Raw genomic sequence first — 15309 nt, forward strand, 5'->3', positions numbered from 1 at the left:
TCAGACAGGACTTATTTCTCTGCCCTTTTTGTCAAAGCAAATTCGGAAAGGATGCTGTTCATCGTAGCGAGGTCTTCGCCTGTTAAATTTTCTGAAAGCCGCTTCAACAGTTCCTGCTGATCTGGTTTTAAATACTTACGTCCAAGATAATAGCCATCAGCAACCCTGACGCCTCCACCATATCTGCCACGCACGGTTTCAATCGGGTGAGCAAGTGTCAATTCTTCAATATCATTCCGAATTGTACGAGTTGTAACATTGAATTCCTGTGCCAGATTTTCCATCGTTTCCTGACGGCGCACACACAGAATTTCCAATATCTTCTGCCTACGTTCATTCGCTTTCAACACTTGCCCACCTCCTTTCCTCTGCTTTGTGGCATCATCATAAGAGTTAAATAGGAAGGTTCATTTCCTATTTAAAAAACTTTTTGAGATTTTTTCAGTAGCAGAGAGGAAGCCTGTCCATCATCCTTTAAGCGAAAAACACCCGACAAGGCGCAATTCAGCTATTGCATCTTGTCGGGTGTTCCATTCAATCCATGTTTCTATGTACTGTTTTCCTATTTTACGAGTTCCGTAAGCCACGGAGCCATTGGCCTTGCAACTACTCTCGCATTCAAATATGCCATCTCCAACGTCAGACAGGTATTACCCAAATAGTACCCATCCATAACCGTCAGTGTCATGGCAAGGTCAGGTTTCTGCATATTCGTCAGATAAACCGGAAGAAGATACTGCACTCTCCCCTGATATCCCTGTGGGACCACAAGCCCCGGTTCAATTACCGACTTCCTTCTTCCAAGTTCTACTGCTGTTTCAAACAATAGCGGCAAATTCTTCACCTTCCGAATTTTAGCCGGAATACGCTCCAGGTTCTCTTCATCTCCCAATATGTGATTTACGTTTACTCTTATAGGCCACTCTGGATTAAAGTTAATGCCACTCTGCGCCATATGATAGACGGGCTTTTGTGGTAATGGCTCGATGTATCTTAACTTTGGAGACAATTCATCACAAAAACCTCTAAAATACCAATCTCTTAAAGAATCCGAAAAATTGTTTCTTTCAAAATAACCATAAATCCCCTTGTACTGAGGTGTGTATAATCCAGTATGGAAGCAGACGCATTCGTTTTCCAAATGAAAAATACTGTCTGCCTTTCTTGGATCACTTTCTGAATTAAAGTCAATAACCTGCTTGCGAAAAATTGTATGTATGTAACGTTCTAAAATGGGGGTGTCTGCATTCTTTGTTTCCCGGCTCGGCTTTCGGAACTTCCATGATTCCGGCAATGCCAATCTCTCCAGTTCCGCTAAATGTCCGTACCAATCCGGTACATATGCAAATTCAAATAAATCCGGTGCTATCATCTGTTTCCTCTTTTCCTGTGGTTTTCTGTACTCATATCTGTTTTCTGTCTTTGCTTCCATCTCTTTCATCATGAGCCTCCTTCTTGTTTTCTCTTGAAATATAAAATAGGTGTATCGCAATTCTATCGTTCCGTGAATTGCGATACACCTATCAATGCGTTTTTATCCATGAGCAAATTTCAGTAACTTCAACAAACATCGTATTCTGTGCTGTTTCCTTTCTTCCATGTGATTTCTCCTTTTATGGTGTAGTTCGTTTCATCTTATACCTGTACTCTATTGTAATTCATAATATTTACCCTGTAGTGTAAACTAGCACTGAGGTGAATTGTAATGCATGACTATGTAAAAAATCTTGCGAAGGTAGTTCGGGCTGCCAGAGAAGAAGCCCATCTATCTCAAGCAGCATTAGCTGAACAAATAGGTTGTGATGAACGTACAATACTGAATATTGAAAACGACCGTGGGAATCCCAAGTTCGAAGTATTGTGCCAGATCATCGCTTATTTACACATTCCTGCAGACCGGATTTTCCACCCTGACACTGCTACGGATGGGTTGAAAAAACAAAAACTGTTATTGATGCTACAGGAATGTGATGAGCAAGAGGCAGCCGAGATTCTTCCAGCAATTGAATACCTCTTAGCACTCATACATAAAAGAGGTAATTCAAACGAGTAAAGGAACCAGCTAATCCGTTGTGATTCTGGTTCTTTTCTTTTTGTTGCCATCTCCAAATCTTACTCTTGTAATATTTCAATTATTACACAAGTAAGATTTCAAGTCAATATGTTTTTTCTGAAATTGACAACCACATAAATAACGTCTATAATATATTTATTACAGCCGTAAGATTTAAGGAGGGATTTAAAATGAACGATTTACCACAGATTTCTGAAGCTGAATTTGAAGTTATGAAAATCGTATGGAAACATGCGCCGATCAGTACCAATGAAATAACAGATAAATTATTACAGACCACAAGCTGGAGTCCTAAGACGATACAGACTTTAATCAAACGTCTCGTAACAAAAGGCGTTCTAACTTATGAAAAACAGAGCCGAGTGTTTGTTTATACCCCAGTCGTGAAAGAAAGCGAATACATCGGCCAGGAAAGCAACTCTTTTCTGGAACGATACTATGACGGGGATATCACTGCCATGCTGTCTGCCTATATAGAAAATGACAGACTGTCTGAAACAGAAATAGACACCCTCCGTTCCCTTCTTTCCAAGAGGTCAAAAAAAGGAGGAAATTAACGTGGCTAATTTTATGATACGCTTTTTAATATGCAATGTATTTATCAGCGGTATCATCGGAATTCTTTTGATAGCCAAGCGGATATTCAAAAACAACCTGTCCAGCCGGATGCAGTATAATCTGTGGTTCCTGCTTCTTGGGTTGCTGGCAGTTCCCTTTATACCGTTCCGTCTCATCGGATTTCCACAAATCTTCTCGTGGCTTGGTAGCTTAAGAAGCTCTCCTGCTTCTGGTACCGCAACCGCTATGGGGGAAGCTGTGGGAATTCATCCGACCGGAAATACAGACTGGATGAATGATTTCGCACTTTCTGTAAATAGCGAGACACCATCCATTGCTGGATACATATTATTAGGGATATGGACTGTAGGCATTTTTGCAATGATTATATTAGTAATCAAATCCTCACTCCGCCTACGCAATTTGGAGAAATCTGCACTTCCCCTTCAGAACCCGGAGGTACGCAGACTATATCATCGATGTTTGGAGGAAATGGGAATTCACAGAAATATCCCTGTTTACAGTACTGCATTTTTGAAATCCCCGATTATTGTGGGACTTTTGAAACCATGTATTTATCTGCCGATTCATCTGATCTCTGATTACAACGAATCCGATATGCGGTATATGCTGTTGCACGAACTGCAGCACTATAAGCACAAAGATGCTGTTGCCAGTTATCTGATGAATCTTGCCGGGGTAATATATTGGTTCAATCCTCTTGTCTGGTATGCACTGAAAGAAATGCGTAATGACAGAGAGGTTGCCTGTGACACTTCCGTTTTGAAAATGCTTGAAGAGGATGCTTACGAAGATTATGGTAATACACTGATTAACTTTGCAGAGAAGGTTTCACTTACTCCTTTTCCGTTTGCCGCCGGCCTTGGTGGAAACATGGAGCAGATGAAACGAAGAATTATCAACATTGCCTCTTATGAGAAGCCGACATTTATGAAAAGAATAAAAGGTATGACTGCATTCATGTTGACTGCTGTTCTTCTCCTTGGATTCGCACCTTTTATTTCTACATACGCAGCAGACGGAAGCCACTACCAATGGGATTCCTCTTCTGAGAATGTTTCCTATGTAGACCTCTCCACATACTTCGGAGAATACGAAGGCAGCTTTGTTTTATACGATTTGGAAAATGATGCATGGAGCATACACGACAAGGAGCATGCCACCCTGCGAGTTGCACCAAACTCCACCTACAAGATATACGATGCCCTGTTCGGATTGGAAGAAGATATCATTACACCGGAAAATTCGTTCATTGCATGGAATGGAGAAACCTATCCATTTGAAGCATGGAATGCAGACCAGACCTTACAGTCAGCAATGAATTCCTCTGTGAATTGGTATTTTGAATCTGTGGACGAACAGCTTGGAGCCGCTAACATTTCCAACTATATTCAGGAAATTGGATATGGAAACGAAAATATAAGTGGTGATTTCTCCACCTATTGGATGGAGTCTTCCTTGAAAATTTCTCCAATAGAGCAAGTCGAACTTTTAACCCAGCTGCAGAATAACAACTTTGGATTTGCTCCTGAAAACATCAATGCAGTAAAAGATTCCATCTGCCTTTCTTCTTCCGATGCCGGAACATTCTACGGAAAGACCGGAACCGGACGTGTGGATGGCCAGGATGTGAACGGATGGTTTATCGGTTATATCGAAACTGCAGATAATACATACTTTTTTGCTACCAACATTGGTGCAGACAGCGATGCTACCGGAGGCAACGCAACTGAAATAACCATGTCTATCTTGTCTGACATGAATATCTGGAAATAAAGAATCGGGTAAAGGTCAATCTCTGACTTTTACCCGATTTTTCTTAATTCGCTATCTGAACAAGCCCTTTGTATTCCCATGTCGCTCCATAATCAGTTGACTGAAATACAATCCCATCTTTCTCCGCTGCATCTGTGGTAACCGTTATCGTCAATGTGTCGTCCTCTTTTTCAGGCATATTCAGGTAATCAAAATCCTCCACCGTAAATCCGCAATCGATAGCGATTTGTGGTAATTCTGAAACAAGATCCATTGGAAGTTTCATTTCTTCAAAGGTCCTTCCGCCATCGCGAGTGACATATAAGCGGGAATAGGACTGGGATGCGCCTGTAATTCCTGCAACCCCAAAGTTCTCATCATAAAATATTAAACCTTCTGCAACTCCCAATTGTCCACTGAACGGATCATCATTTATGCATTCCCAAGTAGAACCACCATCCATTGTCTTTTCCATTACATAAAATCTGCTTCCGGCAGCTGCATCCGTTATCACCAAACGCCATCCATTATTTTCATCTAAAAAGAAATACATAGTTCCATCACTTTGATCCACAGTCCAACTTTCTGTATCTTTAGCATCCTCCACCTGCTGCATCGTATTCTCCTGCTTCAATTCTTGTTGACTGACGTACTCAGGCTCCATAATATATCGAACAGGTGTGACACTATTTAAATCAGGAATATGCAAAGATACCTCAAACCCAACGATTTCTCCACCGCTTCTAAGCTGAGTAAAATTGCCGGTTCCTGTTTCAGTTCCATCACCATCTGCATCTCCCGAAATATATTGTAAGCCTTCCTCTGAACTAAAAGATCTTCGCCCCATATAGAGTATTTCATAAATCTGCTGCTCTTCAAATGTTTCAGCCCACGCCTCTACCTGACTCGTCCAGTCTGAATTGTTCAAAATTTCAATCATTGGAGACAAACGCATATCGTCACTATATTCTCCATTCACATTACCATCTATCCAAACAGTCATATCATTACTGCTGTCTGCGTCATAATCAATAAGATACGTTTTTTTCTCTCCAGCCTCATTTTTTCCATATATGAATGCATAAATCCTTTGAATCGTTCCGTTTTCATCAAATGACACCTGATATTTATTTGCAATATAGAGTTCTTCCGGCAGTTGCAATGCTTCATCCAAATCCATCAGAATCCCTTCTACACCATCCTCAAAAAGATTATTATGCTCCAGTTCTACTTCTTTTTTACGCATCCACTCATCAAGTTTCCAAGACAGTGCCCCGTGATACGGAACTGCAGAATAAACGATACGTCCACCAAAGAATAAAGTTGCTGCTATAAGGAGTATCATTTCCGTATAGAAAAGTTTCTTATTTCCATTATCTCCTGAATTAACTTCTTGATTATGCCTTTTCGAAATCAGCCAGAGAACCACTGTGCCAACCAATCCTATTATACCTAACGCCAACATCGGTATATGCCTTCTCAAGCCACCATATTGACATAGATGCCAGAATTGATACAACATAAATATATATAGTATTAAACTTACTTTTCCCGTGATTTTATAAATATATTTCATGTAAGTCTCCTTTCTTCATATCTGTAAAAATACCATAAAACACCAGTATTATCAAATCATTCTTTAATACGGTATTGGTAATCTGGTATATGCATAATTCCGTCATTTAGGATTTCATTCCCCAAATACTGAAAACTGCCATCCTCTGCAAACCTTACCGTAAGTTCATGGGTTATGACTGCATCATCGCAAATGACCATGTCACAGACCGCCTCAACTGTTAATGTGACTGTTCCATCTTGATTTTCTTTGATGTCGACAACCTCCGGCAGAGAAGTTCCAAAGAAGGTAGGCGCATAATTGAAGCACCCAAGTCTCGCCCAAAGATAGGTCTGGTTTTCCTCATCAAATACTGCGTACTCTCGTATCTGCTCCGCTGTTATGGGAAGATACTCCATAATCAGACTTTCGAACTCTTCTTTAGGAATGCCATTTGGATAATCTTCAGAATTGAACTTTTCTCCATATTTCATTCCATACAGATATTCAAACATTCCGTTATAATCCAACTCACTCATATTTTCTACATTCCAGTTGGAACACAAAAGGTTCTGTCCCTGATATCCAAGCCCCCGAACACAACGTTCAGACATTTCACACTGTTCCTCTGTCATAGGTTTTATTCTGATCAGGCAGCTTCCATCCATAATTTCACTAACCTCTGGCGGCTCTGGCACACACAGCTCATAGCAGAACCATCCTTTTTCCGTGTATTTCCATTCTTTGAGTCTCGTATAAGAAATGTACGAAATTCCCGGCTTGTTGTCAGCATTCCAGATTCCTCTTGTACTCACAACATACATATCCGTTCCATCAAAAATGAATTTCATTCTGCCCAGTCCACCATCATTGTGGATTTCATAAATCACCACAGAGCCTCTTTTCCCTTCCATACATTCTTTCAGAAAACTGTCAACACTTTCATAATTCTCCATGTTAGAATACGTTACCATCGTAGCAATTGGATATCCTGCGTCCTTTACCTTCTTCTGAATTTCAAGAACCGTTTGATCATCCAAAACAACATTAGATGCTATCCCTTTATCTGCTGTTTCATAAATGTCAAGATAAAGTTCCATCAGCTTTTTACAGTCAGTCTCAGCTTCTTCCCTTTCCTGTTCATCTACCGGAAGATCGTAGCCCTTTTCCCATTGTACTGCAGCCTCTTCCTCAGTATTTTTTGTTTCCTCCGTGGAAGATACTTCTTCCGTATCTTCCACAAGAGATTCTCCCGCAACACTATCTTCTTTTCCACAGGCACACACGAAACCCCCAATCAGAAATACCATGATCAGTAGAATGCTCTTTTTCCTTAATACCATAAAATCATCCTTTCGTTCTTGCTATTGGCGGCAGTTCCAATTCAATTTGTTCTATAGAATTGGAAAGATACCTGAAAGTTCCGTCTTCAAATGGCTGGACCACAACCGTATTCCGAAAAGCGAGATCAGAATTATAATCCGGCCATACTCCATCCACGATAAGTGTAATCGTTCCATCCGCATTTTTTGTATAGTCAACTACTTCTCCAAAAGGTGGGTATGGGCTGGCATAAATCATCTCATATTCATAGCTGTTACTCCCTTCATCATACCCACAATACTCTCTTAACTGTTCTATCGATACTGGAAAATAGGTGGTCATTATCCTTTCATATTCCTCTGCCGGAATCTTCCAATCCTCAGTTTTCAGATTTTCACCCGTGGAAATTCGGTAAATATCTTCATACATGCAAGGCATCAAAATATCCTTTACATTGCTACTGTTCCAGTTTGTGACAAGCACATTGTAATTCACATAACTTAGTCCTGATATGTATTTCTCCGTCAGTTCCTGGCAGTCTTCCGGAAGCGGTTCTATTCTCCAATACTGTCTCAAACTTGCATGTGCAATCACATATTCATATGCGTAGATAAAATACCCTTTTTCCGTAAGTTTGATTTCAGCCACATTACTTACCGAAGTTCCCTGTATTTCAGGCACTCCACCTTCCTTCCAACGAACACCTATATAATAAGTCTGCAACTCACCTTTCCGGTAAATAAAAGTAACTGCTCCAATCAGTCCATCTCTATGTACTTCGAATACCGTAACCATTGAGTCCCGTCCATCCAAGTAATCTGCATAAAATGTTTCGACTGCTTCATGGTTTTGCATGGCAGTATCTTCTTCAACACTTACCAGACCGCTTCTGCCCAATTGCTCCACCACAGTTTTCCTCTGCTCGTTGGTAAATTCGCTAATGCCGGAAGAATAACTTGGTGCATCTGCAATTACAATATCCTTATAGATTTCTGCTACCGAATCTGCCGCTGACAAAACCATACTCTGCAATTGTTCCTTTTCCTCATCTGAGATAAGACAATCACTGGCTTGCGGAATAAACCAATATGCTGACTCTGTGGAAGTTTCCGCATTCTCGGCTTCTTCTGTTTCTGCTTCGCTATTTTCGATTTCTACAGGTGGCTCCCATACTTCTTCTGCCACCTTTTGTTCTTCTTCATGCATTTTCCCCCAACAGATTACCCCAACTATCACGAAAATCAACAGCAGTAAAATTAGAAGTCCACATTTTCTAAGCAGCCATTTCACATCCTCCATTATTCTCCTCCGTACAATTCTTCCCATTCTTCTAACGTCAACCGTGGCGTATGCCAAGTTTCTCTGTAGTTGTCTTCGGATGGTATAATTCGATTAGATACATATTGTACCCGTCCATTCTCTAAAGGGCGAACCACAACCTCGTGAGCATATACCTTGGAATCACCCGCATAAGGGAATACTACATTGGCTGTAAGTGTAATTGTCCCATCATTGTTTTCTGTAAAACCTACTACCTCTGAATATGGATATTCGGGGTACTCTACTTCTTCAAAGCCTCTCGGCTTATATTCATAAGTCAAATTCTCCGAATCATAGATGGTTTTTGATTGTAGCGTTTCACTATCAATGTTGAAATATTTCATAATAACACTTTCAAATTCTTCTTTTGGAATCTGATAAACTGCACTGACTGATAAGTTGTCATCAGCAACATAGGGAGCATATTGACCATTCACTTTTGGATAAAGAATGTCATACATATCATAGAAATTCAAATCCCCGAAATCCTCCTCACTCCAATCCACAATGAACATATTATTCCGTTCAAAGCTGATTGGGTTGAGATATTTCCGACTCAACTCCCTATATGTTTCATCCAATGGCTGTACCCGTAATGCGGTATGTTCCTCTGCTCCACTCAATGTAAGAACATATAATTCTTCTGAAAACCAAACACCGGAAAACATCAGGTAACCTTCTTCTGTATAATTCCAATACTCCGCTTGATAGTTTCCTATAACCTCTCTTTTCATATTTCCATTTTCATACTTGTAATAGCTTCTGACCACATCCACATTTCCGCCTTTTGTGTGCAAATCGTATTTTACAAATCCGCCCAAATAACTGATTTCAAGAATCGTTATTTCTGCTTCCTCCTGTGCATCCACCTTTTCGCAGAATTCCACTACCTTCTCTGGTTCCGTCATGTTAATTTGATTTCTGCTGTCAACTGCCGAATAACCATTTTCTCCAAGACGATTTACAATACTACGGATTGTTTCCAAATCCGCTAATTTATTTTCTTCTTCTGCTTTCTCATAAAGATCAATGCAGACGCTTATAATTTCATCTGCATCCTCCTCTGATTCTTCCTGAATAGCCTGAACATCTATTACCGTTTCCGAAACTGTATTTTCTTCCGGGGGTGCATCACTGCACCCCGAAATACTAAGTATTAATACAAAGCTAATTGCTGCCAAACCACTCTTCCAGAACCAGGTTGTCTTTCTTAACAACATATCCGCTTCCTCCTCTTCCTTTCACATCTTCTACCATGCTAATAATCAATATAGGACGTTCTACCGTATCTTCTGCTGTAAAAATTGCAAACCATCCTAATTCCGTACCCGAAGTATCATCCTTCGATGCCTTGATTTCTGCCGTACCTGTTTTTCCTGCTAAAAGAATGTCATCCCGATGGGCTGCATATCCAGTTCCATTAGAATCATTCACAACCTTTTTTGTTCCTTCCAATACACGGCTTGCTGTCTCATTAGAAAAGGCTCCCGGAATCCAATACTCAGCTACTGCGTCTTTCTGATATACTAAATACGGCTTTATAACATTTCCCTCGTTACAGAAAGCAGAATAGATACATGCCATATGTAATGGATTCACCAAAACCTGCCCTTGACCGTAACCGCTGTCTGCTAACTGTATTTCTGTTTCAATTCCCTCTGAATTAGAATACTGCGACTCTGCCATCTTAATCTCAAATGGCAGTTCCTCATTAAAACCAAGTCCAGTCAAAGAACTCTCCATCTCTTCTGAGCCAATCTTTAATGCTGCCTTTGCGAAATAAATATTGTCGGAATATATTAGGGCATTCTCTAAAATGACTGGTTCATATGCATGGAGTGTTGTTACATGATAGGAACCCCACGATGCATCCTTTTGCCAACTTAAGCCTACGTTGCCGTAATCTTCCATTGGATCGATTGCTCCTGATTCCAAGCCGACCGCTGCGGTAATTGGCTTGAATGTAGACCCCGGACACCACACTTGCCGGAAGCGATTATACATTGGCTTATTCTCATCCTCGTTAAGTACAGTCCACTGCTCACTCGACAATCCCATAATAAAATCGTTATTGTCATAGGCCGGTGTGCTGACCAAAGCCAATACTTCTCCGATATAAGGATTCATGGCTACCGAGCAGCTTTTATCTTCCTTAAACTGCTCATGCAAGGAAACCTGTAAATCAGTATCTATCGTAAGCTGGATGTCCTGCCCATGCTGTACCAGGATACAAGCAAGTTCCTCCTTCTCTTTGCCTTCCGAGTTTTCAATGTAAATCCTGCAACCGTTCTGGCCTTTCAGTTCACTCTCGAACAAGCTCTCCATTCCGCTTCTGCCGATTACACTATTGGCTGTATAGCCTTCTCCTGCATGCTCCTCTAAATCTTCCGCAGTAACACTTTGAACATATCCGACCAAATGTGCCGCTGCTTCTCCTAATGGGTATTCACGCACTTCAACATCAGATATCATCACTCCGGGAATCTCCAGCAACTTTTCATGCCTTTCTTTCTCCTTTAGGACTTCTTCATCTGGACTGATAGACATTAACTCAATTTCTTCCACTCTTGGAATTGTTTTAATGGGAACAAAAGAATCATCCTTTACCCACTTTGCAGACAGTTTCTTTTCTATCGCTTCCGGTGTGATTTCCACTAGTTCTGCAATCTGTGCGATTGCTTCCTCTCTGTTTTCCAACTTGCCCGGAACGATTCCAACCGAAGATGCTGTACCTTTTCCTGCAAGGACACGTCCGTTCCTATCCAGAATTTCTCCTCGTTCTGCCTGTGTAGTGGAAACTCTTACTTTATCTGTAGATGCCAGATTCGGAAAAATCAGGGAATCATCCCAAACTAACTGATATCCTTCTTCGTCCTTTAGGAAAAGTGCTTTATTCTCAAAGCTGATAGTTCCTGCAACTGTATCGAAAGAAGTCTGGTAGGTTACCGTCATTTGCTCCTCGTCATATGCAATAATCTGGACAGCTATATTCTGGACTTCTATACCTTCATAAATAGCTGAATTTCGAGTTACAAAATCCTCCTGACTGACATTTCCCGATGCCTCAATATGTAGCATTGCATACATTTCTTCATACTCCTGTTTTGGAATATGATCCATGTACTCCACCAGAAGTTCTTCCGGTGTCTTCCAGGCATTTTCCTTTGTTGCCAACATTCCTGCCACACATACTGCAGAAATTACCGCAGCTATTCCTATAACAGCAATCGCAATCCATAGGAGCCTGCTTCTTGTTTTCTTTCGCTTGTTTCTGCTTTTTCCTTTCTTCATATTGACCTCCATTCATTTTGCTTTGCTGATATGGTCATATTCTATTTTCAATGTACGCTATATCTTCAAAATATTACACTCGTAAGATTTTGAAGTAAAAAAATTTCTCTTTGCTGGGTATATCGTACTATGCATTCCTCCTTCCTTTTATTACATGCGTAAGATTTCGCAACAAAAAAATTTCGTCCGCAATCCTACTGCACTTGTGTAAATATTACATCAGTAAGATTTAGAAGTCAAGTTATCTTTATATAAAAAGGCTTCTGCCAGGAAGTATCATACATTTTCACAAAAGTGATACCTTTTAGCAAAAGCCTATTATTCAGCAGAGTTTCAAAACACCCCACTGCTGCGATATTCAAATGGTTCATTCATAAGGCTACAAAACACATATCCATTTTCGTTCCTTAATATCCCACAAACCGCAGAAAATCAAGGTTTCTTTGAAAGCAGACATACGGTTTCAATAATCCCCTGAACATTTATTTTATGCTGCATAGCGAAAGTATGCAATAGGTTTTCAAAGTGGGGTAATGGTTTTATCCCCATAAAAAGTGGTTGACTAAATGTATTTTAGAATTTTTCTATATAAATCCCACAGCCTCGGTCCACAAAAACCACCCAAAGCACTCAACCCACGATGCTCATGAACATCTCTATCTTCAACCTCAAAGAGCCTATGGAAATCATCTCCCTCACCTACATAAACTGATTTGTCATAATTAAGAAAAGTAGACTTGCCACTAAATTGGTCACCTGTGATATCTATAATAATATATTTGTCTACCATCAGCCATGCATGAGATTGTCCGTTTCCATCCGGTTTACCCCAATATGTTCCACAGACATAATCTGTTTTGATACCTTTATCCAATAAATACTGAGCTAACAAATCACTCGTATCTCCGCAGCAAGCACGTGGAAATCTGCGATATATGCTGTCGTTATCAAACTCCCCTGCTTCCAAAGCCAAGTCAATCGCTCTTCGAAATTGGGTTGCGAACTGTTCAATTTCCTTCATCATACGCTCCTTTAACAAAACCGCTTTTGCGAAAAAGTATTCTTTCGCCAAAATGTATATTTCCCGTTCTCCAAAGCCTATCCCCTGGGGTAAACCTCCTGATATATCATCACTCTGCGGAAACAGAAACACACATCTATTTTATTCCCAAAATGGCGAAATCCTTTGATTTATTGGGCTTTTCTTGACAAAAGGCAGACTGTTTCCACATGCCCGGTCATCGGGAACTGATCCACCGCCCAAGCCTTCTCCGCCCGATATCCTTTCTTCTTAAAATACACTAAGTCTCTCGCCAGCGTCTCCGGATTGCAAGAAACATACACGATGCGGTCCGGGTTTAAGATCGCGACGGCGTCCATGAATTCTTCGGTGCTTCCGCTTCTTGGCGGATCCATGAAGACAACGTCGGCGTGGGCATTCTGGGAGGCCATCTGGACCATGAATTTTCCGGCATCGTTGTTGTAAAAACGGATATTTTTCTCACCGTTTACCTTCGCGTTTGTGACTGCATCCCGGACAGCGTCCTTATTTAACTCAACGCCGATCACTTCTTTTGCCGCTGATGCCGCAACGATCCCGATCGTTCCGATCCCACAGTAAGCGTCAACGACCATCTCTTTTCCGGTAAGGCCTGCTGCCTCGATCGCCAGGTTATAGAGTTTCTCCGTCTGGACCGGATTGATCTGATAGAAGGATTTTGAGGAGATCCGGAATTTTTTCCCGCAGAGAACATCCACGATAAATCCCGGTCCGTGGAGGACGTGCTCTTTCTCTCCGAGCACCATGCTGGTGTTCCGGTCGTTTACATTCTGGACTACGGTCGTGATCTCCGGATGGACTTTTCTCAGCGCTTTCACAAAGTTATTCTTCGAAGGGAACACCGGCGATGCCGTGATCAGGACCACCATGATCTCTCCTGTCGCATGGGCTATTCGCACCAGAACATGGCGGAGGAAGCCATATCCGGTGTCCTCATCAAATACCTTCATCTTGAACGACGGAAGCAGTTCCCGGATCGTTCCGATGATCTCATCCGCCTTTTTATTCTCGATCAGGCATGTTTCTACCGGCAGAACCGTGTGGGTTCCCTCTTTGTAGACTCCGGAAATGATCCTGCCTTTCCGATCTCTCGCCATCACCGCATGAACCTTATTTCTGTAATGGAACGGATCGTCCATGCCGATGATCGTCTCGACCTTGCAGAACGGGCGGAGAAGGTCTGCAACCTCTTTCTTTTTGTGCTCTAGCTGCTTCTCATACGGCATGTCCAGATACTGACACCCGCCGCAGGATTTAAAATGCGGACAGAGAGAGTTCTTTTTCCCCGATTTCCCGCTATTCTGGTCTCCCCGTGCCCGGGTATTCAGCATTTCTCCGGATTTCCGGTTTGTTCTTCCGTTCCCGTTTGTCCACTCTTTCTTTTCACTCATTTTCTTCATCTTCTTATCCCGGTTTTCTCTATTTTCCATCTTTTGTTTTCTCCATTCTCTTTTTCTATCTTTTATCCGGCTTCCCCTTGATTCTCCCAATCCATCTGATTATAATATCACATAAAGTATATCTTTTTTCCCCGAATTATTCTACATGATTTTACATAAGTTTAGACAGAAAGGACATACACTCATGGAAAACACATGCAATCACGACACTGCTCAGCCAGCTTCCACTCCATCCCCTGTCGCCGAGACAGGCCGTCCGAAAGATTGTTCCGGACGTCTTGAGACAGAGATCCGCACTTACGATCTTCTCGACTCCTTGAATATCCCCTACACCCGCGTCGACCACGAAGCCGCATTCACGATCGATGCCTGCAACGGTGTTGACGAGATCCTCGGGATCCACATCTGCAAGAATCTCTTTCTCTGCAATGCGCAGAAGACAAAATTTTATCTTCTTCTGATGCCGGGCCACAAAAAATTCAAGACAAAAGTCCTCTCAAAGCAGATCGGCTCCGCCCGACTCTCCTTCGCGGATGATGATCACATGAAAGAATATTTAAAGCTGACTCCCGGTTCTGTCAGTGTGATGGGGCTTATGAACGATCCGGAAGGTCATGTAAAACTTCTGATCGACTCCGATGTCTTAAAGGACGAATATTTCGGCTGCCATCCGTGCATCAACACCAGCAGCCTGAAGATCAAAACATCCGATATTCTCGAAAAATTTCTCCCGGCCGTTCACCATGAACCGACGATCGTGGATCTTCCTTGGGAAGAGTAAAAGAAGAACAGGAACATGGCTCCTCAAAAAGTCTTGTTCCTGCTCTTCTTTTTCCTTTATTCTTTATCCTATATCCTTTTGCTGAACGCTATTCTCAGACTTTCCGCCGGACTCGCGGTACTTTCCCATGTATGGGAGATTTCTCTTGCCCGGCAGAATCTTTGTCCTAAC

13 protein-coding genes are annotated in these 15309 nt (G+C 41.6%); 4 read left to right on the forward strand and 9 right to left on the reverse strand.

The annotated features are described in order from the left end of the window. Window positions 1-11: 11 nt before the first annotated feature. Entirely contained in the window at window positions 12-350 is a 339-nt protein-coding gene (locus V2546_RS03495) for an HTH domain-containing protein (RefSeq protein WP_330382883.1), read from the reverse strand. A gap of 212 nt (window positions 351-562) precedes the next feature. Further along, complete coding sequence (locus V2546_RS03500) at window positions 563-1444, reverse strand: DUF3825 domain-containing protein (protein ID WP_244092970.1); 882 nt, start codon at window positions 1442-1444, stop codon at window positions 563-565. Window positions 1445-1705: 261 nt separating this feature from the next. On the opposite strand from V2546_RS03500, the gene V2546_RS03505 reads away from it, so the two are divergent. The 3 genes from V2546_RS03505 to V2546_RS03515 all read left to right on the forward strand — a co-directional run bounded on the left by V2546_RS03505 (window position 1706) and on the right by V2546_RS03515 (window position 4429). Beyond that, on the forward strand, window positions 1706-2053 hold the full coding sequence (locus V2546_RS03505) for a helix-turn-helix transcriptional regulator (RefSeq protein ID WP_004059104.1): 348 nt from the start codon (window positions 1706-1708) through the stop codon (window positions 2051-2053). 191 nt (window positions 2054-2244) lie between these two features. Beyond that, window positions 2245-2631: a BlaI/MecI/CopY family transcriptional regulator gene (locus V2546_RS03510; protein WP_155176880.1), complete on the forward strand. Its 387-nt coding sequence runs from the start codon at window positions 2245-2247 to the stop codon at window positions 2629-2631. A 1-nt stretch (window position 2632) separates the two neighbouring features. Next, the gene (locus tag V2546_RS03515) at window positions 2633-4429 is read left to right on the forward strand and encodes a BlaR1 family beta-lactam sensor/signal transducer (RefSeq protein ID WP_158420907.1); all 1797 of its coding nucleotides are present in this window, start codon (window positions 2633-2635) and stop codon (window positions 4427-4429) included. A gap of 43 nt (window positions 4430-4472) precedes the next feature. On the opposite strand, the gene V2546_RS03520 is transcribed toward V2546_RS03515, so the two are convergent. From V2546_RS03520 to rlmD, 7 genes are all read right to left on the reverse strand, one after another. After that, window positions 4473-5984 (reverse strand): WD40/YVTN/BNR-like repeat-containing protein, encoded by a 1512-nt coding sequence (locus V2546_RS03520; protein ID WP_117514080.1) that lies wholly within the window; start codon window positions 5982-5984, stop codon window positions 4473-4475. A 56-nt stretch (window positions 5985-6040) separates the two neighbouring features. Further along, window positions 6041-7306, reverse strand: a complete 1266-nt coding sequence (locus V2546_RS03525; protein WP_117762062.1) for a DUF6070 family protein — start codon at window positions 7304-7306, stop codon at window positions 6041-6043. Window positions 7307-7310: 4 nt separating this feature from the next. Continuing rightward, a complete protein-coding gene (locus V2546_RS03530; protein ID WP_117514077.1) occupies window positions 7311-8585 on the reverse strand; it encodes a DUF6070 family protein in 1275 nt (424 codons plus the stop codon). Continuing rightward, window positions 8585-9826 (reverse strand): DUF6070 family protein, encoded by a 1242-nt coding sequence (locus V2546_RS03535; protein ID WP_009320924.1) that lies wholly within the window; start codon window positions 9824-9826, stop codon window positions 8585-8587. The genes V2546_RS03530 and V2546_RS03535 overlap by 1 nt, the downstream gene beginning before the upstream one ends. Next, the gene (locus V2546_RS03540; RefSeq protein ID WP_155176876.1) at window positions 9774-11897 is read right to left on the reverse strand and encodes a penicillin-binding transpeptidase domain-containing protein; all 2124 of its coding nucleotides are present in this window, start codon (window positions 11895-11897) and stop codon (window positions 9774-9776) included. Before V2546_RS03540 ends, V2546_RS03535 begins: the two co-directional genes overlap by 53 nt. A 562-nt stretch (window positions 11898-12459) precedes the next feature. After that, window positions 12460-12969, reverse strand: coding sequence for a hypothetical protein (locus tag V2546_RS03545; protein WP_049889967.1), 510 nt, complete (start codon window positions 12967-12969; stop codon window positions 12460-12462). A 119-nt stretch (window positions 12970-13088) separates the two neighbouring features. Then, window positions 13089-14387 carry a 23S rRNA (uracil(1939)-C(5))-methyltransferase RlmD gene (rlmD, locus tag V2546_RS03550; protein ID WP_329751571.1) on the reverse strand — a complete coding sequence of 433 codons (1299 nt, stop codon included), beginning with the start codon at window positions 14385-14387 and terminating at the stop codon, window positions 13089-13091. Between the two features lie 154 nt (window positions 14388-14541). Here rlmD and V2546_RS03555 point away from each other — a divergent pair, with 154 nt between their 5' ends. Beyond that, window positions 14542-15138: a prolyl-tRNA synthetase associated domain-containing protein gene (locus tag V2546_RS03555; RefSeq protein WP_329751572.1), complete on the forward strand. Its 597-nt coding sequence runs from the start codon at window positions 14542-14544 to the stop codon at window positions 15136-15138. The last annotated feature ends 171 nt before the right edge of the window (window positions 15139-15309 follow it).

The organism is Clostridium sp. CM74B_53 (assembly GCF_036318045.1).
In the GTDB taxonomy this organism is placed as follows: Bacteria; Bacillota; Clostridia; order Lachnospirales; family Lachnospiraceae; genus Pilosibacter.